This window comes from Caulobacter sp. FV2ps19 (assembly GCF_058681035.1).
In genome coordinates this window covers 2258204-2281096 of the sequence record NZ_CM178729.1, presented here as the reverse complement: position 1 = coordinate 2281096, position 22893 = coordinate 2258204, and the positions used below count along the sequence as shown (strand labels likewise).

Below are 22893 nucleotides of genomic sequence, written 5' to 3'. Positions count from 1 at the left end.
CTCAGTAACTGTCCGGAGCGCTGGCGGCGGGCGCGGCGGGCGCTTCGCCTGCCGTCGGCGCGGCGGCGACACCTTGGGGCCGCATCGCCGACCCGATCAGGCCGAACAGGTCGACAGCGCCCTGGGTGTTGTCGATCTCGCCGCCCGGCTTGATGTTGTCGGTTGAGCCGCCAGGCACGATGGCCACGTGGACGCCGCCTAGCAGGCTGTCGCTGGTGATCCTGGCGGTCGAGTCCGAGGGCAGTTTGACGTCCCGATCGAGGCGCAGCGTGGTCACCGCCAGATAGGTCTTGGGATCCAGTCTGATTTCCGAAACGGCACCGACCTCGACGCCCGCTACGGCGACGGCCGCACCGGGAGCCAGCGATCCGACCTGGCCGAACTTGGCCGTGACGTCATAACCGCCCGGCTTGCGGCCCACGCCACCCACCGTCAGCGCGTAGACTAGAACCCCCACCCCAAGGACGAGGACGAGAAGACCCATCAGGGTCTCGGCCCATTGTTCGTGCAATCCCATATCCTTTCGAAATCCAGCAAAGCCGCCCGCCCAAACGGACGGCTTGGTCGTTGTTTATTTACGCGCGACGGAACGCTGGCCGTCACGCTGCAGCTGGGCGATCAGCACGTCGATATCGCCGCCGGCGTTGTCGATCGTCGAAACGAAGTCCTGCTGTTGGTTGATCGCCAGCCAGACGCCCTTGAACTGCACGTCGACCACCTTCCACGAGGTCCCGCCACCCAGCACTCGCCAGGAGACCGGCAGTGCCTGGCTGATCTGGCCGCCGGAAATCGTGGCGTTGACAATCACGTCACCCGGCTTGCGCAACGTCGAGCCGGTCACCGTGAGCTTCTCGCCCTGATAGGCGTCGATGCGGTGCCGATACACGGCCTCGGCATAGACGCGGAAAGCCGCCGCGAACCGAGTGCGCTGGTCAGGCGTAATTGTCCGGGCGTACTTGCCCAACACGAAGTTAGTGATCCTAGGCACGTCGGCCAGTTGATCGATGGCCGTATGGAAGGTCGCCTTTTTCTGGGCGTCGCTCTGGCTCCTGTCGGCCAGGACCGAGATCACCCGCTGGGCCAGTGTCTGTACGAACTGCTCAGCCTGGGGGTCGCGGGCGGCTTGAGCCAGAGCCGGACGCGCCTGCGACAGACCGCCTAGTCCGACCAGGGCCGCCAGCGCGAACTGGGCGAAGCGGCGCGTGGGGCGAGCGTGTGATTGGGCTGGTTTCGGACCGGTCATTGGGCTTCAGGCGTGCCGGGCGCGGGGTCGGATGACGGGACTTTGAGCGACGGTGACGGCGCGTCGTCGAAATCAGGCAAGACCTGCGCTTCGCCGTTGGCTTCGCGCACCAGGGCCGCGCGACGTTGGAGGTAAGCCGCTCGTACGGTCGCATAGGGATCCGTGGCGTCCTCCAGCCCTCGAATCTGAGGGTCGAGATCAGCCCGCTTATCCACAAGGGTGACGCCCGCGCGCGTCGCCCCGAACGTCGTACGGAAATTGCCGCCGACCAGGGTGACGGGGTCGGTCAAGGCGTCGACCATCCGGCCCGCCCCTTCGCGCGCGGTCAGCGGGCCAAGAACCGGAATATAGAAAAACGTCCCTGGCTGGACGCCATAACGACCTAGGGTCTGACCAAAATCTGCCTGATGGTAGGGAAGGCCGATATCGGTGGCGACATCGAACAATCCGAACACGCCGACGGTCGAGTTGATCACGAAACGCGAGGTGGTCACGCCGGCGCGCTTGGGATGACCCTGGGCGACGTCGTTGAGGAGGGTCCGCGGCTCGCCCAGGTTGTTGACCGCCGCGCTGACCCAATCACGCACGGGATCTGGCGCCACGGCCATGTAGGCATGAGCGATCGGCCCGGTCACCCATCGGTCCACATCCATGCTGAAGCCGTAGCTGGCTCGGTTGAACGCCACGAATGGATCGTGGACGGTCTCGGCCTCGGCGCCGGCCACCGGCAGGTGCGTGTTGGACGCCTCGGCGCTAGTCCGGGCCAGCGCGACCGACGTTAGCGCCCCAGCCGCGAGAAGGCCGAGCGCCAAGCGCACTCCGAGCTTACGCGCCGCGGGCGTGACCGTCGCAAGGGGAAAACGGCTTCTGTCCATGGTGAACCTCTTCTGTCTGTGTGACGCGTCGCTGCGCTGTTCTGGCCAATGACGCCGCCGCCCCTCGCCCCCCACACACAATTGTCGCCAGGCGTCAGGCTGACTCGCGCAGAACCGCCGGCAGCGCGCCATCCGCACCTGACCCAAAGTTTTTCGGCGTCAGATTGGCCGTCTCAGGGCGGCGTCTCCTTACTGAGGGACCAGCGGCCAACACCACGTGAGGCATCCAGTGCGCCGGAGTGGAAGCGCCGAGACGGTGGCGATGGTCGGGACGGATCCGCACCGGCGCCCGCAGCGGAGCCACCCCTGGGGCGCGCACCGACGCAGCCGGGCCAGTCAGCCTTTCGCGGCTCTCTTCTTCTCGACCTTTGTCGACCACGGCCGCCCGGCGACCGATCGCCGGTCAGGCCGACGGCCCTTCACGGGCGCGCAACGCGGATTCCGCCAAAGCCACGTAGGCCCGCGTCAGCGGAACGGTCTCTTGCCGCCGGCTGATCTGCAGCTGGAAGACCACGACCTGCTCGTAGCGGAACGCCGTCTCCGACATGGCCAGATAATACTCCCACATCCGGCAAAACCGTTCGTCGAACATCGCAACGGCCTCGGCGCGGCGGGCCATGAAAGCCAGCCGCCAGGCCCGCAAGGTTTCGGCGTAGTGCAAGCGCAGGACCTCGATGTCGGTGATGACTAGACCCGACCGCTCGACCACCTTGACCATGTCCGACAGCGACGGCAGATGTCCGCCGGGGAAGATGTACTTGGTGATCCAGGGATTGGTGACGCTGGGCGCGTCGGAGCAGCCGATGGTGTGGAGCAGCATCACTCCGTCATCGCTCAGCCGCTGCCGACAGGTGGCGAAGAACGCTTCGTAGTTGCCCAGGCCGACATGCTCGAACATGCCGACCGAGACGATGCGATCGAACCGGCCCTCGACGGACCGGTAGTCGGTCAGGGAGAACAGCGCGCGATCGGCCAGGTCCAGGCTCTCGGCCCTTTGCCGGGCGCGAGCAGCCTGCTCCTGGGACAGTGTCACGCCCAGAACCTCGGCGACGTCGGCGACCCTGGCCAGATAGAGCGCCAGTCCGCCCCAGCCGCAGCCGATGTCGAGCACGCGATGATTAGGCTCAAGCCGCAGCTTGGCGGCGATGTGGCGTTTCTTGGCCAGCTGGGCGTCGGCCAGACTCTGTCCGGGATGCTCGAAATAAGCGCAGGAGTACTGCCAGTCCGGATCGAGAAACAACGCGTAGAGATCGTCGCCAAGGTCGTAGTGGTGGGCGACATTGCGTCGGGACCGGCGCGGATCATTGCGCTGACGCCAGAGCTGGGTCGCCGTTCGGGCGCGGTCGATGGCCTGCACGACGGGTGATGGGCTGACCTCGCCGTCATTGTCGAGCACCAGGCTGATGAAGTCGTAGATCGAGCCCCGCTCCATCACCAGCCGGCCGTCAGTGAACAGCTCGCCGGTTTTCAGGTCGGGATCGAGCACCAGGGCCCAGGCGGCGGCAGGGTCGGTCAAGCGCGCGACGACCTGATCGCCGTCGCCGTCGCCGTCGCCGTCGCCGAAGACAAGACGCCTGCCCGATGGCATGACCAATACCAGACCTCCGCGCGGAACACGCGGCCCGAGCGCCTTCCGGAGGAGATACGACGACAGGCTCATCACAACAGGACGCCCCGGCGGACCGGCAGGCGCGAGAAGCGCCTCGCGCCGACCCGGGCGGGATGCGTAAACCGCAACGACCGCCCTTGCTGGTACGGGGCCAACCTGGACGGTGGTCGCCATGCCGGGGACCGCCTGACGAACCTCGTCGCGAGAGAAAATCGGATGCTCATGGCTCACCGACGACGTGCCTCGCGCGATCCCTCATCGATTTTTCGCGACGGCCACGAACGGCGGTGGGCCGACGCGGCCCTTAGGCGGCCCATCAAGTCGCCGAGCGCCCCCCCCCCCCACCGATGTCGCGCCCTCTAAGCCAGCATTCGCCCATCTTCCATCCGCAACACCCGGTCGGCGAGGTCGGCGAGCCGGGCGTCGTGGGTGACACAGACCACGGTCGCGCCGCTGGCCTGCGCCTGCGCGCGCAGCAAGCCGGCGATCTGGCGGCCGTTCTCGGAATCGAGCGCCGAGGTCGGCTCGTCGGCGAAGATCAGGGCCGGACGCTTGGCCAGGGCGCGCGCGATGGCCACCCGCTGCTTTTCGCCGCCGGACATCTCGCCTGGCCGGTTGGCCATACGCCGCCCCAGCCCCACGGCCTCCAGAGCCTGAACCGCCCGCAACCGCGCGTCCGGGGCCGAGACGCCGAGCTGACGCAGGACGATCTCGACCTGCTCGCTGGCGGTCAGAGCCGGAAGAAGGTGGAATCCCTGGAAGATGAATCCAGAGTGGGCCAGCCGGAAACGGTCGCGCTGGTCGGCGCTCATCGGTTGCAGGGCCCTGCCCAACGCCTCGACCGCGCCGGAGTCCGGGCTCAGCAGGCCCGAGATGATCGCCAGCAAGGTCGACTTGCCAGACCCGGAGGGGCCGGTGATCATCACCAACTCGCCCGACCGCAAGCTCAGGCTGATCGGGTGCAGCGCATCGACCCTCTGGACCCCGGCGCCGTAGCTCTTGCGCACCGCTTCCGCGCGAAGGGAGATGTTCATGCTCCGCGTCCGCCCAGGGCGAGCGACAGGTCGATATAGGCCCGGGCCCGTACGGCCTGGGCCTCGGCCAGCGCGATGTCGGCATCGACGGCACGCACCTGCAGCGCCGCCAGGGCCACGCCGTCGATGTCCCCGTCGCGACGCCGCGTCTGCCCCGTCCCGAACGCGATGACCGCCTGACGCCAGGCCTTGCGCGCCACACTCTCGGTCACTGTCGCGTCCTGCAGCGCCGCCAGACCGAGGCGCACCTGTCCCCAGGCCTCGCCGACCGCCTTGCGATAGGCCAGCTCGGCGAGTTGCGCGTCGGCCTCCGCACCTCGCCGGCGCGCCCTGGCCGCGCCGCCGTCCAGCAGGTCGTGGGTCAGGCCACCGGCCACCACCCAGGCCAGGGCCCGCACGTCCAGCAGATAGACCAGGCCAGTGTCGCCGGAGCCCAAGCCTGCGGTTAGGGTGAACCGAGGTCGCGACGCCGTTACGGCCTCGGCGCGGCGAGCGTCGGCGGCCTGCAGGCGGGCCTCGGCGGCCAGGATATCGGCGCGCGCCAGAACCGCTTCGGACGAGACGGTGGTCACCGGCGGCGTCGGCGGGATCTCGTCGCCGGCGTAGGCCGGCTCATCGATGGGGGTGTCCTGGCCCAGCAGGATCCCCAGCCGCATCCGTTGCGCCTCGATGGCGTGGGTAGCGCTCTGGAGTTCGGCCCGTGTCTGCGCCTCCGCCATTCGCGCGGTCGTCAGGGCATGGTCGGTGGCCGCGCCTTCGGCCTGACGTCGACCGATCAGATCGCTGGTTTGCACCGCCAATGTCGCTTTCATGTCCGCTGCGGCCTGACGCGCCTGCGCCGCGCGCAGGGTGATATAGGCATGGGCGACTTCCGCCAGTACCCGGCAACGCACGCCGGCGGCGTCCCGCAGGCTGGCGGCTTCGTCGGCCGTCGCCGCAGTCTGGCCATGCTTCAGCCGCCCATACAGATCCACCTCGTAGCGACCCAGGACCGGGACCCCCGCGCCGCCGCGCGCGGACGAGAAGGCGCCGCCGCCGACCGCAGCTTGCGCGCTGATCGTCAGGTTCGGCCGCCGCCCTGCCTGGGCCAGATCGACGTCGGCCCCCGCCCGCTCGAGGCGCACCAGGGCCATGCGAATATCCAGAGACCCCAGCTCGGCCCGCAGCAGCAGGTCGGCCAGGACCGGATCCTTCAAATCCGGCAACCAGGGGGGACCGGCCTCCGACGCGACCGCCTGGGCCGTCGGCGCCGCTTGCACGACCGCCGGCGCGACCATGAGAAGCGCAGTCAGGACCTGGCCGATCATCTGTCGATCCTCGCCAGCACCCGTTGGCCCAGGCGCAGGCCATTGGTCTCCTCGAACGCCAGGACCAGGCGCAGGACGCGGCCGTCGGCGCGGCCGCCGGGCTGATCATCAAGGGCTGCGGCCTCGAAGCTCGGGGAGACCCGCACCACGCGAGCCTTGAAAACGTGTCCGCCACCGCTAGCGTCGGTGATCCAGGCGGTCGCGCCGGGCCCGACCTTGTCGACGAAAGCCTCATCCAGCTCGGCGCGAACGATCCGAGGTCCGTCCGGCGCCAGGACGAACAGCGGCGTGGCGGAGCCCGCCACCGCCGCCGAGCCCACGGCCGCTGAGCGCCGCAGCACCACGCCCGCCACCGGCGCCCGGACGGTGCGCGCGGTCTGCTCCACCTCGGCCAGCCGCTGACGCACCCTAGCGACGTCGACGGCGCGACCGGCCTGTTCGCTCTGGGCCAGGGCCAAGACCGCAGCCTGGCGCGCCAATTCGGCGTCATGGCCGGTCGCAGCGTCCGCCGAGGCCAAGCGGGCCATGCGCGCAGCTTCCGCCTGGGCGGCCGCTGATCGCGCCTCGGCCTCGCGCCAAGCTGCCCGAAGTTGGGCCGTTTCCGCCGCCGCCTGCTCGACCAACAGGACGGTGCGATCCCGGTCGAGCTGCGCCAGCACTACGCCGCGCTCCACATGGACGCCTTCCTCGACGCCCACATGGGTGATCAGGCCGTCGCGCGGCGCGGCGACTGGGATCAGCCCGCTCTCGACGGCGACCACCCCCTGGGCCATCGCGCTCGCCTGCGAACGGTTCTGGGCCGGAGCGCTCTCTGGCCCCTTCTGACAGGCGTGGAGCGCCAAGCCAGTCAGAAGGATCGGCAGGATCGGCGCGCGACCTGGCCGCGTGGGGGTCGAAACCATGGAAAACCTCACAAGAGCAATGTGGCCGGATCGGCGCGACCGACACCGCGCAGGGCCCAGAGGCCCGAGCCGAGAGCGACCAGCACCACCAGACCGATGGCCACGGCGGCCATCACGGGGGTTAGCACCAGCGGGGTGGCCTTCAGACGCGCCAGGACCACGAGCATCGCCGTCAGGCCGCCGGCCAGGACCAGACCGGTGGCGGCAATCCATGCAGTCTGGGCCAGGACGATGGCGCGCAGGGTGCCGACGGTGAACCCTAGCGCGCGCAGGGCCGCATAGTCCTTGAGGGAGGCCGCGACAGCCGCCGCCAGGGTCTGACTGGTGACGATCACAGCCACCAGGATCGCCACCGCGCTGCCGAACACGAAGGCCACCCCGGCCCCGGACTCCGCCAGCCAGTAGCGGACGCTGCGCTCGGCGAAGGCGCGGCTGGTCATCGCCTCGAAGCCCCGTTGGCGGCCGACCTCGCGAAGATCGGCGACCGTGGCGCGGGCCTGGGCTGGATCGACAAGCCGCGCCGTGAAATAGGCCGCCCCTCCCCTGTCGCCAATCGTCGGGTCCAGCCGGCGGGCGGTGGCGGGCGAGGCGATGACATTGACGCCGCCCAGGGCCCGCAGACCCTCGGTCACGCCCGCGATCCGCACCCGGTGGCCGTTGATCTCCGCCAGCCCGCCGACACCCGTCTCGAGTTTGTCCAGATCGGCGCGATCAACCAGCACCGCGTCCGGCTCGGCCAGGGCGGCGCGCAGGTCGGTTGGCAGGACGTCCGCCAGCACCATGGCGCCGGGCTTGGGATCGACCCCGACGATGTAAACATTGACCATGCCATGGTGGCGGGTTCGCCACTCACCTGAGCCCCAGTAGAAGGGCTCCACCTGGGCGACGCGGGGATCGGCGCGCAGCAGTAGTTCCGTCGCTCCGCCGATGGGCCGGCCCAAGTCGATGCTCTGGACGCCCGGAAAGCCGATCCACAGGTCGGCTGACGACCTGGTGACATAGACGCTGGCCAGCGAGAACACGCCGAGAATCAGGCCGGCCTGCAACAGCACCAGCAGTCCGGAAAAGCCCACCGCGACGGCAGCCGGCGCGAAGCGTCGCCAGTCGAAGAGCAAGGTCTTGAGCGCGATCGACCTCATGCGCCCGCGCCCGGCTTGGCGGGCCGAACCTCGCGCCCGCCATGGCCGATCAGCCAGACCCCAAACAGGATGGCGACGCTGCCCACCACCTGCAGCGGCCCGATCGGCTCATGGAAGACGACGGCGCTGGCGGCGATGACCAGCACGTAGCTGACCGACGAAAGAGGGAAAGCGGCGCTGAGCGGCATTTCGGCCAGAACGATCATCCAGGCCACGAAGGCGGCGACCTCGAGGGCCAGCAGCAACTGGACCGTCGGCATCTGCGCGGCGCGGATCAGGCAGGCCAGGTCGAACCCGGCATGGGCCAACTGCGCGGCCGAGGCTTTGGCGGCGATCTGGTAGCCCAGGGTCAGGAGCGGCAGGATGGCGAACAGCACCACCGGCGCGAGGCGGCGGCGGGGCGCCTTGATGTTCGGGATCATGCGACCAGTCCTTCAAGCCGGTCGCCCAGCACCAACGGCGCCAGGGCGCGAAGGGCGCCGTTGAGCAGGCCGTTGCGATGGCGGAAATACTGGGTCGTCGGGGTCAGCCGGCTGCCAAGCCGGCGCTTTTCGCCGAGGTTGGCCTGGCCGCTCTGATAGCGTTTTAGGCCCCGCCGCAGGCTGTGCTCGATATTGAAGAACCAGCTGAGGAAGTAGAGGTTGTAAGCGCGACCGCGCTCGGCCTCCATGCAGAAGAACTTGTCGAGCAGAACTTCGCCGTCATCGAGTAGCAGGTTGAAAGCCAGCAGGTCGCTTCCGACATAGTAGAGCGCGAAGATGGCCCGCCCCGGCATGCGGGCGGCGACGTCGGTGAAGAAGGCTGGCGTCAGCGTCTCGAGCTGGGCGGAAGCCCGCGCCAGGGTCTGGTGATAGAGCGTCATCGCGCGCGGCAGGTCTGCGCCCAGGTCCGACCGCAACTCAACGCGCACATCGCACCGGGCGCGCAGCTTGCGGCGCATGTCGCGACGCACTCCGCTGGACAGTCGCGCCAGATAAGTCTCGATGTCCGGGAAGTCGATGATGAGGTCGGCGATCGCCTGTCCCGGCACGGCGCTGTAGCCGGCCGAAGCCATGGCGTCGGACCACAGCTGGCCTTGCGCGAAGTCGGCGTCCTTTACGCCTGTCAGCGGACATCCCGCCTGGACCGCATCCTGTTCGAAGGCCTTGATCAACGCCGCCAGGACGATGCAACGCTCGGCCCCGGACAGGTCCGGGGCGAAGCCAGCGGTCGCGACTTCCGTGCAAGGCGAACCGAGACAGGCCAGTCTGGGCGTCATCACGCCCGGCGCGATGCGGCGCAGGTGCTCGGCAATCTTGCGGCCCGCCCCTTCGAACGTGGTCTCGAGCCGGTAGTCTGTAATGAAGGCCGGCGCCGCGCCGACCAGGCGTTCCTGCCGGTGGACCAGCACATAGCGCCAGGCGAACCCGGGCAGGCCCGCGCCTTCCACCGCCCGCAGGTAGCCGAAGCCCTCCAGTCCGTCACCAAACAGGAGGTCCCACTGCGCGCGCGGCAGGTCGTCGAGCGTTGTCAGGACGCGGGCCTCAAGCATGCGACCACCGTTCCAGGAGCTCGGATCCCTGCGGCGTGGCGTTGCCGAAGAAGGCGGCCGTGGCCGCCGCCACCCGATCGCGTTCCTGGTCCACGTGGATCATGTGAAAGCTGTCTTCGAGCAGTAGCAACCGCGTGTGGCCGCCCAGAGCGCGTTGCAGCCGATAGGCGTTGCGCGGGTGGCTCATGTCGTCGTCGCGGGCGTGAAGGATCAGGGTCGGTGTCTGGATCGACTTGCCCATCCGCTCCAGCCGCCGGCTCATACGATACATCTGGTAGAGCGCGCCGAGCGGCAGGCGGTCGATAGCCCCTTCGATAAGACCGCCGGGCGCGCGTTCCGCCAGGCTGCGTAGCCGTTCGTCCTTCAACCCGAAGGGATGGGTCTCGGCCCAGCTCAGTTGGCGCACGCCCGGCAGGTTGGCGACCAGCTGGATCACGGGCGCGGCGACGGCGAAGCGCGGCATGTTCCAGCCGTCGTATTCGAAGGTCATCGAATAGACCGCCGCGGCGCGGATGGTCGGGCGCTCGGCCGCCAGCATCAGGCCCAGGGCCCCGCCAACGCAGATTCCCGCTACGTGCACGGCATCGACCTGGGTGGCGAAGCGGTCATGGGCTTCGCACAGACCGTCGAGCCAGTCGCGCCAGGTGGTTCTCAGCAGGGTCGCCTCGTCGGCGCCATGACCGGGCAGCAGAGGCGCGGCAACCTCGAAGCCGCGCCGCGCCAGGCGCTTGGCCAGAGGCTTCATCTCAGCCGGGGCGCCGGTCAGGCCATGCACCAGCAGGACGCCCTGGCCGGAACGGCCGGCCAGCCGGAGCGGCTGGACGCTCATGACGCCGCCGCCTGGGTCGAGCCGCGTGGTTGTCGGTCGAACCCGGCCCATCCGGCCAAGGCCTGGCCGATGATCGTGCGGCTGAACACGCGCCTGGCGAGACGGAAGACTTGCGGCCTCATGGCCATGGCTCCGGGCTTCGAAAGGGTCACAGGCCTGACAGCCCCACGCAGGTCACCCCGGCGGCGACCACGGCCGCGCCGGCGATCTGGATCGAGCTAAGCCGCTCCTTCAGGATCAACGTGCCGGCCAGGGGCACGCCAGCGTAGGTCAGGGTCATGATCGGGAAGGCCAGGCTCAGAGGAGTGGTTTCCAACACCAGCAACCAAGCGATCATCTCGACGAACCAGAATACGATCCCCAGCCACAGCACCGGCTGTAGGGCTAGCGCCGCGATATAGGCCCGCCTGCCCTCGGCCCCGTCCGAAGCCGCCTTGAAGCTGAGTTCGCGACCGATCTCCGTGACGATGCAGAAGGCCAGCAGACCGGCGCTGGCGAAGTTCAGAGCCGAGCTCACGGCGCGACCTCCGAAAACAGCGAAAGCAGACGAAGATTGGTCGCCTGATTAATCCGCCGCGCCACTGCGGGCAGTGGCCCGCGATGCGGCTGATCGAGAAACGCTTCTCCGATCTTGAGCATGGCCGCCAGCGGTCCGGGACCGTAGCGCGGCGCCGACCAGTCCCCGACCACGTCGGCGCCGATTACCCGCGCGCGCGTCGCGACGGCGCGGAGGAGCGTCTCCAGCCCCTCCAGGCTCAGGCGCCCCTGGTCCCAGTTGGTAACGGCGTCGGCCGAACACAGGACGTCCTTGTCGATGGTGACGTAGATCACCGGGGTCACGATGCGCGACGCGAGCAGGTCGGCGAACCCGCTCTCGCCCATCGCCTCGATCGAGGGCCAACTCTGGGCGCCAACCCGCAAAACGGGGCCGCCATCGGGCGCGCTATAGGGATAGAGTTCGACTCGCTGTTCGGCGACGAGATCCAGATCCGCGCGTTTGGTCTCGGGACGGTCAATGTCGCCGCTGCACACGCCCACGGTGATCACCCTGGCCACTTCTGACAGGCGCGCGGCCCGCCCGACCCAAGAGCCGCAATGCAGGCCGTTCCCGAACCGCACCCAGTCGGGATGGTTGTCGAAATGCACCACGGTCACGGCGCCGGCGCCCGACGCCGCGAGGGCTCGCTCGATCAGCATCGGCGTCACATGGTGAAAGTCTCCCGAACCGGCGAACACCAGGTCGGGACTGGCCCCTATAGGCGCAAAGTCGCGCAGGCGTTCGGCCAGCGCGGCGAGGGCCGGCGGCCGACTCCATAGACGCAGAGCCGGTCCCAGGTCCCGGGCCTCGACGGTCAGGCCGTCAGCCCGGTTGCGCAGCACGGGCTGCGCGCTCAAAGCGCCGTCGAGGTTCAAGAAGACCGGCCGCATCCCGTGACTCAATCGACGCAACGGCGCAGGACCGCGTCGAGCAGCTTGAGGGCCAGGTCGATCTCGTCCCTGCTGATCTCCAGCGAGGGCGCCAGCGTGATGACGTTCTTGTGGTAGCCGCCGACGTCGAGGATCAGGCCGTAGTGCTCGCCGTCGATCTCGATGTCACCCTTCATCCCCTCAGCTTCCATGCGGTTGAGCAGGGCCTTGGCGGGGGTGAAGCCATCGGCCTCGCAGATCTCGGCGCGCAAGGCCAGGCCAAGGCCGTCGACGTCGCCGATCTGCGGCCAGCGCTTCTGCAGGTCCTTCAGGCCCTTCAGGAAATAGGCGCCCTTCTCCATCACGGCTGCGCCGTAGTCGACCTCGGAGGTCATCCGCAGGGCCTCCAGCGCCACGGCCGTGCCCATCGGGTTGGAATTGAAGGTCGAATGGGTCGAACCGGGCGGGAAGATCTCCGGGTTGATCAGTTCCTCGCGGGCCCAGACGCCCGACAGCGGGTTGAGGCCATTGGTCAAGGCCTTGCCGAACACCAGTACATCAGGTTGCACGCCGAAATGCTCGATCGACCACAGCTTTCCGGTCCGGAACATACCCATCTGAATTTCGTCGACCACGAGCAGGACACCGTACTGGTCGAGGACCTTTTTCAGCTCGATGAAGAAGTTGGGCGGCGGGATGACATAGCCGCCGGTGCCCTGAATGGGCTCGATGTAGAAGGCGGCGTATTCGGCCTGGCCGGTCTTGGTGTCGAGCACGCCATTGTATTCGGTTTCGAACAGGCGGGCGAACTTGGCCACACAGGCCGCGCCGTACTCTTCCTTGCTCATGCCCTTGGGGCCGCGGAAATGGTACGGGAACTCAATGAACTGCGCGCGGTCGCTGAAGTGGCCGAAGCGGCGGCGGTAGCGGTAGGACGAGGTAATCGCCGAAGCGCCCAGAGTGCGACCATGATAGCCGCCCTCGAAGGCGAACATTAGCTGCTTGCCGCCCGAGGCGTTGCGCACCAGCTTCAGCGAGTCCTCAACCGCCTGGGCGCCGCCGACGTTGAAATGCACCCGGCCCTTGCGACCAAACTTCTTTTCGGCGTCCTGGGCGATCATCGCCGCCAGTTCGACCTTCTCGCGGTGCAGGTACTGACTGGCCACCTGCGGCAGAGTGTCGAGCTGGCGGTGGGCCACGGCGTTCAGGCGCGGGTTGCGGTAGCCGAAATTGACCGCCGAGTACCACATCTGCAGGTCCAGGAACCGGCGCCCCTGGGCGTCGTACATGAACGAGCCCTCGCAGCCGTCGAAGAACTTGGGATCGGGCAGGTAGTGGACGGTGTCGCCGTAGGAGCAGTACTGGGCCTCGAGCTCGCGCAGGGCGGCTTCGTCGAGGAGTTGAGCGGAATTTTCGGCGTCGTACATGAAGCGGCTCCGGTCAGATGGCGGCGCGGCGCGCCAGGCGGCCGTGAGTGGCCGCGAGCGTCGTCCTGATGGTGTGGAAATCGGAAAATTCGTGATGGGGCATTGCCCGCGAGCGGGCGTAGGCGGCCAGCTTGTCGCGGGCGAACAGCAGGTTGGCGCGGCCCGAGACGCAGAAGTCCGAACGCCCGTCGCCGATGAAGACCATCAGGTCGCGAGGATCGTTTGCCCGCTCGTCAGACCTGGCCACGACCAGGCACTTGCAGACGCCGGAGCCAGCCGCGCAGCCCGCGCGCGACCAAGGCTGCTCCAGCCTTCGACCGAGCAGCGCATTGCCGACCATTTGGTTGGCGACCACCGGCAAGTGCGACAGGCCGTGGCGATCCAGAATGCGAAAAATGAAGCGGTCAACACCGTCGCTGAGCACGGTCAGCGGCACGGCGTTGGCTTGGCACCAGGCGACGAACTCGACGAAACCGTCGGCCAGTTCGACGCTGTCGAGCACCGCATCGAGCGCCGCGTCGTCGCCGTCGATCAGGGCGATCTGGTCGCGCATGCACTCGGCGGCGGCGATCTCGCCGCGGGCCCAGCGCGCCTCGAGCACTTCCCACGCCGGGTCGGCCAGACGGGTCAGGACCAGGTCGGTGGTGTCGAGCTTGGCGATCGTGCCGTCGAAATCGCAGAATACTCGCATTCACTCGCCATGGCTTCAGACGCACCCGCGCCGCTTGAGCCAATGACGCCGTGCGTGTTCGACCCCCACACCGATTGTTTCGCGCGCCGTCTCGGCGCTTCGCTGCCTCGGCGATCTGGTGGCGACTGGCCGGCTGATCCCGATCCTTCAAAACTTCGATCCCGGAAATACGGAGGTCTTCCAGGCCGTGTTGCGTGCGGGGCCGACATGCTCGCTACGTGCGGGTGTTCGTCGACTATTTGGTCGAGTGAATGCGCTCCTGGCGCAGGAGGTCAAACCATCGGTACTTCGCCGAAAGCGGCCCTTCCCGAGGGCCGCTAAGAGTCATGATGATCGCCTCCGCCGGCGACGTCGTTCAAAACCTCCCCGCGCAGCAGCCGTCCCTCCGCGATCCGCCGCGACAGCAGATCGATGAACGCCGCGTACCTTTCCTGTCCCTTCGCACTAGCCGCCCGATCCTCCACCGCCGACATCGCCGGCGTCACCTTCAGCCAGGTCTTCACGAAGAGCCCGATGGCCTCATTGGCGATCGTGACGTCGCGCTCCAGTCGATCGAGCTGCCGAGACATCCGATCGAGCCGACGAAACAATGCCGCCTCCCCGGCCTCGGCGCTGTCGGGCGACAGATAGGCCTCGACGGCCGCACGGACGATCTCTGACTTCTGCCGTTTCGTCCGGCGGGCGCGGTCGTCCAGGACGCGGATAGTGTCGCTGGTCAGGAAGACCTTGGTGGGGATCTTCATGCGTCGCCCCCAGCGGGATGCCGTCGTCACGATCCAGCGCTGCCTGGCGCGCCACGCCCGTAAACCGGCGCTGCAATTCTCGCCCCTGCTGGGCTTCGTCACCTTCCTCACCCTCGCCCGTGTCGATGTCATCATCGCGGTCCTGCAGCGGCGGGGCCTCAGGACCGTCCAGGTCGGGTTCTCGCTTCAGCCCCCCATCGTCTTGAGCCGTCGAGCATCCCGCTGTGGTCGTTGCCTTCGACGAGACGGCGCCACTCCAATCGGCGGCAACGGGCGCGCTCGGGACGCCCGCTGCGGTGTCCAGCACACAGACCCGGCGAGCGAGACGTGGATCGGCGTAGTAGCGGATCTTGGTCGCCCGGATCGGCGGCGCGCCGGCCACCAGGACGACGGCTTCGTGCGGCGGCAGCTGCATGACCTCGCCGGGCGTGAGCAGCGGACGCGCGGTTTCCTAGCGCGAGACCATCAGGTGTCCAAGCCAGGGAGATAGCCGATGGCCCGCATAATTGGCCATCGCCCTCATCTCCGTCGCGGTGCCCAGCGTGTCGCTGATCCGGCGCGCGGTGCGCTCGTCGTTGGTCGCGAACGCCACGCGGACGTGACGATTATCCAAGATCGAATGGTTGGGCCCGTATGCGCGCTCAATCTGGTAAAATGAGCCGATGCGGGCCATGATGTTCGTCCTTCTGGTCTGGGGCCGCGCCTATCGCGACCTCGATGGCGACCCGAAGACCGGGGACAGGTGAAGGACGGCAGGCCGCGCCAGCGGGCCCGAAGCGCCAGCGCAGGACCGTGGGCGGCGGCTTTGTTGCATCGCGAGGAAGGGGCAAAGCCCCGGGGAAGAAAGCCGCCGCCAAGGTTGCCAAACAGCGCCGCCTCGGTCCGGGATCAAGCCCAAGAGGCCGCGTAGGACGCGCCCCAAACAGAACGACACGCCAGGCCCGCCCACGGCGCTTCATCGCCGCATGCGACGGACCACACGACCACTAGCCAAGACAATGCGCGCGGACCGCGCGTCGCCTTCCAACGCCTCAGCGCCCTGCCTAAGACTCAAACTTTCTGGCGGCATTTTGCGAGGCGGACATAAGCGCCTTGACGCAATGTCACGGACAAAGGTGCAGCCCCTCTGTCGTTCGCCAATAACGATTCCAGCCGCCGGCTTCGGTTAAGCCCGGCGCTTTCCCTCCGGCGCGGCATCGATCTGTTGCAGTCGAGCCCGCCTACAAGGGCGAGACCGAAGGGCCGTAGCCCTCCGATGTAAAAGACGAGGTTCGAGCCTCGCCTCTCATGTCCCCGCCGCCCGGCGGCGGGGACGCCCTTTCCTGTAAAAAATGCGCACGGCCTCCGCGAAAATGGCCAAAGCCAGAACCGCGAAGCGACCGCGCCGGCCTGAATCTCGTCCTCCGCCATCGCCGACGCCTCGGCGGTGTCAAGGGTCACCCCTCATAAATCACAAGCCCGCGCGCGCCTTGAATTGACGCCGAACGACTCGGTGGCGGAGGGGTTACGCAGCGGATGCGGTGTCCATGGACCCCGGTTCGATCCTGGGCCGGGCCTCCATCTCCCCTCCCCCGAAGCCAGCAGCTTGCGGTGGCCAATGCGCCGCTCCCCGCTAACGCCTGATAGGTTCGAGCTTGGCCTCGCCTCCCTGCGCCATCTCAACGCCACAACATCGAGAACGCCGGGACCTCGGCATTTGCTTCCCTACGGCTCTGGGCCGGACGCAAGGACGATCACCCGCGCCGAAACCTCAAAGCCCCACCCGGCGCCTGTTCAGAGATGTCCTTAGCGATTCAACGTCATCGCGAGGGTCGCTCCGCCCATCAACGGCAGAACCGAAACAGACCTTGGCCCTCTAACGCGCCTTGCCTTTGGGCGCCTTGCCCGATTTATTCGAGGGCCGGACGCGGCAGGACAAGATCGCCTTGCCCTTTTGCCGTGGCCTCGCCATCCTGCCCGCCAACGGAGCCTCAAGATGGGCGCCGACTTGGGAGGAGGCTCACGATCTTGGAGCTCCCCATGCCCCTGCTGGCCATCCTGGTTATCGTCGCGCTATTGCTGCTTCTCGTTTGGCCTAGCGCAGAAAAAGAACTGCGCCGATTCCTCAAGCGGGATCGGAAACATCGGTATTTTCGGGACTAATTAGCGCCAAACGGCCCCCGATGGTTCAACGGCGGCATCCCGCTTGCGCAGGCACACGCAGTATCGTCTATTCAGAATAAGGGCCGGGAAACGCGCCCAGAGGAAACGCATGGCTGGCCGCCCCGATCAGATACCGCACTCGACTCGTCGCTCACAAGATCTTCGATGGCTTCCTGCGATCGCGATAACTGGTGCGGTATGGCTTGCCCTGTGCGTGGTTGCGGCGGTCTTGAAGCTGAGTTTCTTTTGAACGCCCTTCAGGCGGGACAACCCGGCTGACGGCCAAGGTGCGCCGCCACGCGAAGATGGACCAGGTGGTTAGGTTCGCAAGGTGAGCAGCAGGATTGTCGTCGTCCTCGCTTGAACACTTTTGATGGTGTCCAACGTGTTGACACGGTCAAGGCCTTCGACCTCGCCCTCAAGCACCTGAATCACGCCTGCGGGGAGTTGGACGTTTTCGCCGACCTTCAGGATCCATTGCTCGATCCGTGTGGTGGCCGTGGTCGCCAATACCTTGCGCACGGCATGGCCCCGATCCCGGCCGCTAGCGATCGAGCGACCGTCGCGCTTAAGGCCATCGACGAGGGCTTTGACCGCCTGGCTGGCGTCGCGATGACAGACCAGGATGGCGTCGGGCTCCGCCACCACGACGACGTCCGAAAGACCGATGACACCGACGAAGGGACCGGTCGAGCGGGCCAGGACGCGCTCACAGTCGATCAGGGTGACGTCGCCGGAGACGGCATTGTCGCTGTCGGTCTTGGGGAAAGCCTCCCAGATCGCGTCCCAGGCCCCAAGGTCGGACCACGAAAACGCTGCGGGGACCACGGCGGCCTTTTTCGTGCGCTCCATAACCGCATAGTCGAGCGAGATCTTGGCGGCCCCAGAGAAGGCGGCCTTGTCCAACCGGCCAACGCCATCGGTGATCTTCAGAGCAGCCACGCAGGCGCGAGCGGCGGCGGAAACGCTAGGCTCAAAGGCGTCGAGCTCGCCCAACAGCATGCCGGCCTTAAAAGCGAAATTGCCACTGTTCCAGAGATATCCATCGGCGACGTAGGTCTCGGCGGTGGCGCGGTCGGGCTTCTCGACAAAGGCGGCGACGGCGCTGACGCTGCCATCCAGCAAAGCATCGCCGGGCCGGATGTAGCCAAATCCGGTAGCGGGAGCCGTCGGCTTGACCCCGAACGTGACGATCCAGCCCTCGGCGGCAGCCTTGGCGGCAGTCACGGCGGCCAGGCCGAAGACGTCCGGCTCGGCGATATAGTGGTCAGCGGCCAACATCAGGGCGACACCCTGCGGATCGCGCGACTGGACATAGGCGGCGGCTGCAGCGACGGCCGGGGCGGAGTCGCGGGCCTCGGGCTCGACCAGAACGGTGACCTCAACGCCGATCTGCGCGGTCTGCTCCAGCACGAACTCGACCATGGCTGCGCCGGTGACGATGACGATTTCCGCGCGGTCCGGCAGCGTGGCCACACGCAGCACGGTATCCTGGAAGCTGGAATGGTCCCCAATGAGTTGCAGGAACTGCTTGGGCTGGTCGGCTCGCGAAGCTGGCCAAAGGCGCGTGCCCGAACCGCCGCAAAGAATGACAGGATAGATCGCGTTCACGAAGACCCCAGGTTGTACCTCGCATCCGAGGCTCAATTGACCAGTAGCACGCGGCTAGCAAATTCTGTCCAACGGGCGCTTGCTGTGACGTGAATTTTTCTTAAACCGCCGCGCTGGCGGGCAGCCGCATAGGTTTCATGTCATCCGAAAGCCGTGGAAACCGAAATTCGAAGTGAGCACCTCGACCAGCGACACCAACAACCGGCAACCATGCAGGTTGGGCATCCGCTGATAAAATGCCAAATCTGTTCGCCCTGCTTATTGGAATGCTAAACTGCGTTTCTGCAGCGCATGAGCAGAATTGATCCCCCGCTGCCGCTGCGCGCCGACGACGGCCAACAGATCGCCGCCCGCGCGGAGCGCGCCCGATCGGTCGGCCTGACGAGCATCCGGTTCGACGAAGATATCTGTCCGGCGAAAGTTTGGGCGATCGAGCGGGCGATCCTGAGGCTGGCCAGCATCCGGCCCTACAGACGCGTCTGTGCGCGGCCGTCAAGCGCGCCGGCCACCCTGCCGCAGGTGATCCACAGCGCCGTCACCGCGCCGGCACGACTATCCTGAGCCAAAGCGGCAATCTTCGCGTGGCCCAGCAGCTACTGCTGCCATGCCGATATTCAGCCGGCCATGCGCTAGAGGCGGATCTTCGGGCCGCAGTGGACAGTCGTGTGGCTTTGCCGGGGGCTGAGTTCGCCCCCCCCCCCCCGATGATGAGGCCGGTCAAGTCGCGCCGCCCGTGACGATCGCGGCGGCGAGCCGTAGAATAGCGCAAGACGACCTAGGTTGAAGGACTTGGCGTCGAACGAATGCCCGACACACGTGCCGCAGCATGCGTCGCAAATGTTAGCAGGCGGGCGTGGCCCCTCGCCCGAGACCCGAAACCAGGCGGTACGGAGGCTTTGCGGTCATGTTTCCCTTGCGCAATTCGTATAGGCCCCTAAGCGTGCCATCTTTAGCTAATCAACGATAAATGCCGCCGTTCGGGAGGATGCGCTCTTATCTGGAGCTGACCATGCCCGCGCTCGCCGTGCTCGTTATCCTTGGCCTATTGCTGCTTTTCGCTTGGCCGAGCCTTGAGGGCGTCGTGCGCCGAATGCTCAAGCGAGACAGAAAGCACCGGTACTTCCGCGACTGATCTGCCGCGCGCCGCGGAATGGACCTCCCACGTCACATCCGCGCGCAACGATAGGGTTTGATCGACGCACGTCAGATCTCTTCGCACGGACGCGGACACGGATTTGCCACCGGCGCGTTCCATGGTGTCCCCGAAGTGAGCCTTGCCATGTCTCGATTGAAAGCGCTTGGCCGTCCGGTCCTTGTCGCAATCTTCGCCGTAGTCGCGATCGAAATGACGCTTCCCGACGCTGCGGCCGCTTCGGCGCGTACGGTGGCGCTGGTCGATCGTGTGACCTGGGGGCGAACATCGCAAGCCGTCGAAAACGCCGAGCATCTTGGGGATGAGCGTTGGCTGAGCGCGCAATTGCGCCCTTCAAATCCGGCGACGTTACCCGACAGCGTTCAAGCTCAGATCGACCAGATGCGCATCACCACTGAGCCCATGGAGAAGCTGGCTGTCGCCATGGACGCTCAAAACAGAGCCGCCAATCAAATCAAGGAACCGGCGGAGCGCCAGGCCGCGCAACAGGCCTACGGTCGCGTTATGGCCGACCTCAAGCGCCAAACCACCTCGCGATCGCTTCTTCGCGATCTCTACTCGCCCAACCAACTGCAAGAGCAGATGACCTGGTTCTGGGTCAATCACTTCAACGTCCAGGCCGACAAGCGCGACATCCGCGCGCTGATCGCCGACTACGAAGACCAAGCCATCAGACCGCATGCTCTTGGGCGTTTCCGAGATCTGCTCGAGGCGGCGGCTCTCCACCCGGCCATGCTGCGCTATCTCGACAATGATCAAAATGCGGTTGGCCGGCTCAATGAGAATTATGGCCGAGAAATTCTCGAGCTGCACACCTTGAGCGTGGGCTCCGGCTATACGCAGAAGGACGTCGAGGCGATGACCCGCATCCTGACCGGTGTCGGCGTCAGCCTATCGAGCGACGCGCCGAAGCTCAAGCCCGAGCAGCAGGCGCAATACGTGCGGCTTGGGCTCTTCGAGTTCAATCCGGCCCGGCACGACTTCGCCGACAAGATCCTCCTAGGCCATCCGATCAAGGGCTCGGGCCTTAGCGAACTGGATCAAGCCCTCGACATTTTGGCCCGCGACCCAGCGACCGCCCGCCACGTCTCCACGAAGCTGGCGCTGTTCTTCATGGGTCAGGCCCCGCCTAAACTCGTCGATCAAATGACCAAGGCGTTCCTGCGGAGCGACGGCGACATCGCCGTCGTGCTCAAGACGCTCTTCCGCGCCTCGGACTTCAAGGCGTCCTTGGGCGGCAAGACCAAGGATCCGATGCATTTCACGGTATCAGCCGTGCGGCTGGCCTATGACGGGCGGCCGATCGCCAATACGGCCCCGATCGAAAACTGGCTGAGCCGGATGGGTCAAAGCCTCTATGGCCGGGAGACCCCCGATGGCTATTCCCTGGAAGACTCCGCTTGGACCGGCCCTGGGCAATTGACGACGATGTTCGACGTCGCCCGGCAAATTGGCTCGAGCTCTTCAGGCCTCTTCAAACCCAACACGCCCGACGCGGTCGATGCGCCGGCGTTTCCGCAACTGCAGAACCGGCTCTATTTCTCCAACTCCGAAGCCGCCCTTGGTCCTTCGACCAAAGCAGCTTTGGCTCAGGCCAAATCGTCGGCCGAATGGAACGCCCTATTCCTGTCCTCCCCAGAGTTCCTCCGCAGGTGAGCCCATGGATCGCCGAGCTTTTCTGACCTCCAGCCTGGCGACCGCGGCCCTCGGCGTCGCGGGTCGGGCGTGGAGCGCGCCGGCCAGCGACCAGCGTCTGCTGGTGCTGTTTCTGCGCGGCGGCTACGACGCCTTGAACGTGGTGATCCCGACCAGCAGCGACTTCTACCACGAAGCCAGGCCCAACCTGCGGATCGCCCGCCCCGCCGCAGGCGACGCTGCGGCCGCTTTGGCCCTGGACGTCGACTGGAGCCTGCATCCAGCGCTGAAGGACTCCATCTATCCGCTATGGCAAAAGCGACAGATCGCCTTCGTGCCCTTCGCCGGATCCGACGATCTTTCCAGGAGTCACTTCGAGACCCAGGACACGATCGAGTTGGGTCAACCCGTCGGCGGATCGCGCAGCTACCGGTCCGGCTTCATGGAGCGGCTTAGCCAACAGCTTACAGGCTCGCGTTCGATCGCCTTCACCGCTCAACCGCCTCTGGCGTTCCAGGGCGAGCGGGTGGTTCCGAACATCGCCATCGGCTCGGTGTCCAAGTCGGGGATCGATGAAAGGCAGGCGCGACTGATCGAAGAGATGTATCGCGGCCATAGCCTATCGGACGCGGTCAGCCAGGGCTTCACCGTCCGCGACAAGGCCTATGACGCTATCAGCGGGGAAATGATCGCCGCCAACCGCAACACCGTCTCGCCGAGCGGCTTCGAGCTCGCCACCCGCCGCGTCGCGACGCTGATGCGCAACGACTACAATCTGGCCTTTCTCGACGTCGGCGGATGGGACACCCACGTCAACCAAGGCGCGGCGACCGGCGTGCTCGCCGACAGACTGGGGCAGCTCGGACGCGGTTTGACCGGCCTCACCGAAGGTCTCGGCGATGAGGTCTGGGCGAAGACGACGGTGATCGTGATCTCGGAATTTGGCCGAACCTTTCGCGAGAATGGCGACAAGGGTACAGATCACGGCCGGGGCAGTACCTATTGGGTGCTCGGCGGATCCGTCAAAGGCGGCCGCATCGCCGGCGACCAAGTCGCCCTGAACCCTAAAACACTCAACGAGGGGCGCGACCTGCCGGTGCTGACCGACTACCGCGCCATGATTGGCGGTCTAACGATGCGCCTTTACGGACTAGGCGACGCGCGTCTGTCGGCGGTGTTTCCGGGCGCCAATGCCGTAGATTTGGGGATGCTCTGATGACTGCCACGTCGGCCTTCTTCATCCACGAGATCCGCTTCGAGCGGGCATTATCTAGGCAGAAGTGGCATTTCGACAATCGATGTCATGTGAGAACGCTAGCGGCTAGGCCCCTCACCGGCCGAAGCTACGCTTTCAACCTAAATGCGAACCTAGATATGCTCCGCGCCCGATCTAATCGGGTTCGCAAATTATGACCGCTGCACAAAGCTTCTTTTACGGACGCATAAAATCAATCAAACGAGCGTTAAGAAACGCAGCGCAATCCAATGGGAAAGTTAACCAGACTGTGATGTTAGACACAGCCGCAGGTGTTCCATTCTGGTGTAAAAATAATCAAGCCGACCCTGGGAGGCGACGCATCTGCCATCTCGTTATGGGGTGGCGCAAGATTTGCTT

20 protein-coding genes and 1 pseudogene are annotated in these 22893 nt (G+C 66.4%); 3 read left to right on the top strand and 18 right to left on the bottom strand.

Annotated elements, in window-relative coordinates:
• Window position 1: 1 nt before the first annotated feature.
• The 18 genes and pseudogenes from mlaD to ACW18B_RS10880 form a co-directional block, all read right to left on the bottom strand.
• The gene (gene mlaD / locus ACW18B_RS10965; protein WP_492047078.1) at window positions 2-517 is read right to left on the bottom strand and encodes an outer membrane lipid asymmetry maintenance protein MlaD; all 516 of its coding nucleotides are present in this window, start codon (window positions 515-517) and stop codon (window positions 2-4) included.
• Between the two features lie 54 nt (window positions 518-571).
• Window positions 572-1243 carry an MlaC/ttg2D family ABC transporter substrate-binding protein gene (locus ACW18B_RS10960; protein ID WP_492047077.1) on the bottom strand — a complete coding sequence of 224 codons (672 nt, stop codon included), beginning with the start codon at window positions 1241-1243 and terminating at the stop codon, window positions 572-574.
• Window positions 1240-2118 (bottom strand): MlaA family lipoprotein, encoded by an 879-nt coding sequence (locus ACW18B_RS10955; RefSeq protein WP_492047076.1) that lies wholly within the window; start codon window positions 2116-2118, stop codon window positions 1240-1242. Before ACW18B_RS10955 ends, ACW18B_RS10960 begins: the two co-directional genes overlap by 4 nt.
• Window positions 2119-2521: 403 nt before the next feature.
• A complete protein-coding gene (locus ACW18B_RS10950) occupies window positions 2522-3706 on the bottom strand; it encodes a class I SAM-dependent methyltransferase (protein ID WP_492047075.1) in 1185 nt (394 codons plus the stop codon).
• A 380-nt stretch (window positions 3707-4086) separates the two neighbouring features.
• Complete coding sequence (locus ACW18B_RS10945; RefSeq protein ID WP_492047074.1) at window positions 4087-4761, bottom strand: ABC transporter ATP-binding protein; 675 nt, start codon at window positions 4759-4761, stop codon at window positions 4087-4089.
• Window positions 4758-6068 carry a TolC family protein gene (locus tag ACW18B_RS10940; RefSeq protein WP_492047073.1) on the bottom strand — a complete coding sequence of 437 codons (1311 nt, stop codon included), beginning with the start codon at window positions 6066-6068 and terminating at the stop codon, window positions 4758-4760. The genes ACW18B_RS10945 and ACW18B_RS10940 overlap by 4 nt, the downstream gene beginning before the upstream one ends.
• Window positions 6065-6970 carry an HlyD family secretion protein gene (locus ACW18B_RS10935; protein ID WP_492047072.1) on the bottom strand — a complete coding sequence of 302 codons (906 nt, stop codon included), beginning with the start codon at window positions 6968-6970 and terminating at the stop codon, window positions 6065-6067. The genes ACW18B_RS10940 and ACW18B_RS10935 overlap by 4 nt, the downstream gene beginning before the upstream one ends.
• Window positions 6971-6978: 8 nt before the next feature.
• A complete protein-coding gene (locus ACW18B_RS10930; RefSeq protein ID WP_492047071.1) occupies window positions 6979-8109 on the bottom strand; it encodes an ABC transporter permease in 1131 nt (376 codons plus the stop codon).
• A complete protein-coding gene (locus ACW18B_RS10925; RefSeq protein ID WP_492047070.1) occupies window positions 8106-8531 on the bottom strand; it encodes an EamA family transporter in 426 nt (141 codons plus the stop codon). The genes ACW18B_RS10930 and ACW18B_RS10925 overlap by 4 nt, the downstream gene beginning before the upstream one ends.
• The gene (locus ACW18B_RS10920; protein WP_492047069.1) at window positions 8528-9640 is read right to left on the bottom strand and encodes a peptidogalycan biosysnthesis protein; all 1113 of its coding nucleotides are present in this window, start codon (window positions 9638-9640) and stop codon (window positions 8528-8530) included. Before ACW18B_RS10920 ends, ACW18B_RS10925 begins: the two co-directional genes overlap by 4 nt.
• On the bottom strand, window positions 9633-10469 hold the full coding sequence (locus ACW18B_RS10915; protein WP_492047067.1) for an alpha/beta hydrolase: 837 nt from the start codon (window positions 10467-10469) through the stop codon (window positions 9633-9635). Before ACW18B_RS10915 ends, ACW18B_RS10920 begins: the two co-directional genes overlap by 8 nt.
• Window positions 10470-10617: 148 nt before the next feature.
• Window positions 10618-10986, bottom strand: a complete 369-nt coding sequence (locus tag ACW18B_RS10910) for a DMT family transporter (protein ID WP_492047066.1) — start codon at window positions 10984-10986, stop codon at window positions 10618-10620.
• A complete protein-coding gene (locus tag ACW18B_RS10905; protein WP_492047065.1) occupies window positions 10983-11882 on the bottom strand; it encodes a hypothetical protein in 900 nt (299 codons plus the stop codon). Before ACW18B_RS10905 ends, ACW18B_RS10910 begins: the two co-directional genes overlap by 4 nt.
• A 23-nt stretch (window positions 11883-11905) precedes the next feature.
• Entirely contained in the window at window positions 11906-13303 is a 1398-nt protein-coding gene (locus tag ACW18B_RS10900) for an aspartate aminotransferase family protein (protein ID WP_492047064.1), read from the bottom strand.
• A gap of 13 nt (window positions 13304-13316) precedes the next feature.
• Window positions 13317-13994, bottom strand: a complete 678-nt coding sequence (locus ACW18B_RS10895) for an MtnX-like HAD-IB family phosphatase (protein ID WP_492047063.1) — start codon at window positions 13992-13994, stop codon at window positions 13317-13319.
• 317 nt (window positions 13995-14311) lie between these two features.
• On the bottom strand, window positions 14312-14737 hold the full coding sequence (locus ACW18B_RS10890) for a CopG family transcriptional regulator (RefSeq protein ID WP_492047061.1): 426 nt from the start codon (window positions 14735-14737) through the stop codon (window positions 14312-14314).
• A 312-nt stretch (window positions 14738-15049) separates the two neighbouring features.
• Window positions 15050-15395: pseudogene (locus ACW18B_RS10885) on the bottom strand (type IV secretory system conjugative DNA transfer family protein); the annotation flags it as partial.
• A 1802-nt stretch (window positions 15396-17197) separates the two neighbouring features.
• On the bottom strand, window positions 17198-18490 hold the full coding sequence (locus ACW18B_RS10880) for a mannose-1-phosphate guanylyltransferase (protein WP_492047060.1): 1293 nt from the start codon (window positions 18488-18490) through the stop codon (window positions 17198-17200).
• Between the two features lie 291 nt (window positions 18491-18781).
• Here ACW18B_RS10880 and ACW18B_RS10875 point away from each other — a divergent pair, with 291 nt between their 5' ends.
• From ACW18B_RS10875 to ACW18B_RS10865, 3 genes are all read left to right on the top strand, one after another.
• On the top strand, window positions 18782-19051 hold the full coding sequence (locus tag ACW18B_RS10875; RefSeq protein ID WP_492047059.1) for a hypothetical protein: 270 nt from the start codon (window positions 18782-18784) through the stop codon (window positions 19049-19051).
• A gap of 628 nt (window positions 19052-19679) precedes the next feature.
• Complete coding sequence (locus ACW18B_RS10870) at window positions 19680-21299, top strand: DUF1800 domain-containing protein (protein ID WP_492047058.1); 1620 nt, start codon at window positions 19680-19682, stop codon at window positions 21297-21299.
• Window positions 21300-21303: 4 nt separating this feature from the next.
• Entirely contained in the window at window positions 21304-22494 is a 1191-nt protein-coding gene (locus tag ACW18B_RS10865) for a DUF1501 domain-containing protein (protein WP_492047057.1), read from the top strand.
• The last annotated feature ends 399 nt before the right edge of the window (window positions 22495-22893 follow it).

Coding starts and splice junctions, on each gene's coding strand:
- mlaD (WP_492047078.1), bottom strand. CDS start 517: ATGGGATTGCACGAACAATGGGCCGAGACCCTGATGGGTCTTCTCGTC.
- ACW18B_RS10960 (WP_492047077.1), bottom strand. CDS start 1,243: ATGACCGGTCCGAAACCAGCCCAATCACACGCTCGCCCCACGCGCCGC.
- ACW18B_RS10955 (WP_492047076.1), bottom strand. CDS start 2,118: ATGGACAGAAGCCGTTTTCCCCTTGCGACGGTCACGCCCGCGGCGCGT.
- ACW18B_RS10950 (WP_492047075.1), bottom strand. CDS start 3,706: ATGCCATCGGGCAGGCGTCTTGTCTTCGGCGACGGCGACGGCGACGGC.
- ACW18B_RS10945 (WP_492047074.1), bottom strand. CDS start 4,761: ATGAACATCTCCCTTCGCGCGGAAGCGGTGCGCAAGAGCTACGGCGCC.
- ACW18B_RS10940 (WP_492047073.1), bottom strand. CDS start 6,068: ATGATCGGCCAGGTCCTGACTGCGCTTCTCATGGTCGCGCCGGCGGTC.
- ACW18B_RS10935 (WP_492047072.1), bottom strand. CDS start 6,970: ATGGTTTCGACCCCCACGCGGCCAGGTCGCGCGCCGATCCTGCCGATC.
- ACW18B_RS10930 (WP_492047071.1), bottom strand. CDS start 8,109: ATGAGGTCGATCGCGCTCAAGACCTTGCTCTTCGACTGGCGACGCTTC.
- ACW18B_RS10925 (WP_492047070.1), bottom strand. CDS start 8,531: ATGATCCCGAACATCAAGGCGCCCCGCCGCCGCCTCGCGCCGGTGGTG.
- ACW18B_RS10920 (WP_492047069.1), bottom strand. CDS start 9,640: ATGCTTGAGGCCCGCGTCCTGACAACGCTCGACGACCTGCCGCGCGCG.
- ACW18B_RS10915 (WP_492047067.1), bottom strand. CDS start 10,469: ATGAGCGTCCAGCCGCTCCGGCTGGCCGGCCGTTCCGGCCAGGGCGTC.
- ACW18B_RS10900 (WP_492047064.1), bottom strand. CDS start 13,303: ATGTACGACGCCGAAAATTCCGCTCAACTCCTCGACGAAGCCGCCCTG.
- ACW18B_RS10895 (WP_492047063.1), bottom strand. CDS start 13,994: ATGCGAGTATTCTGCGATTTCGACGGCACGATCGCCAAGCTCGACACC.
- ACW18B_RS10890 (WP_492047061.1), bottom strand. CDS start 14,737: ATGAAGATCCCCACCAAGGTCTTCCTGACCAGCGACACTATCCGCGTC.
- ACW18B_RS10875 (WP_492047059.1), top strand. CDS start 18,782: ATGAGCAGAATTGATCCCCCGCTGCCGCTGCGCGCCGACGACGGCCAA.
- ACW18B_RS10865 (WP_492047057.1), top strand. CDS start 21,304: ATGGATCGCCGAGCTTTTCTGACCTCCAGCCTGGCGACCGCGGCCCTC.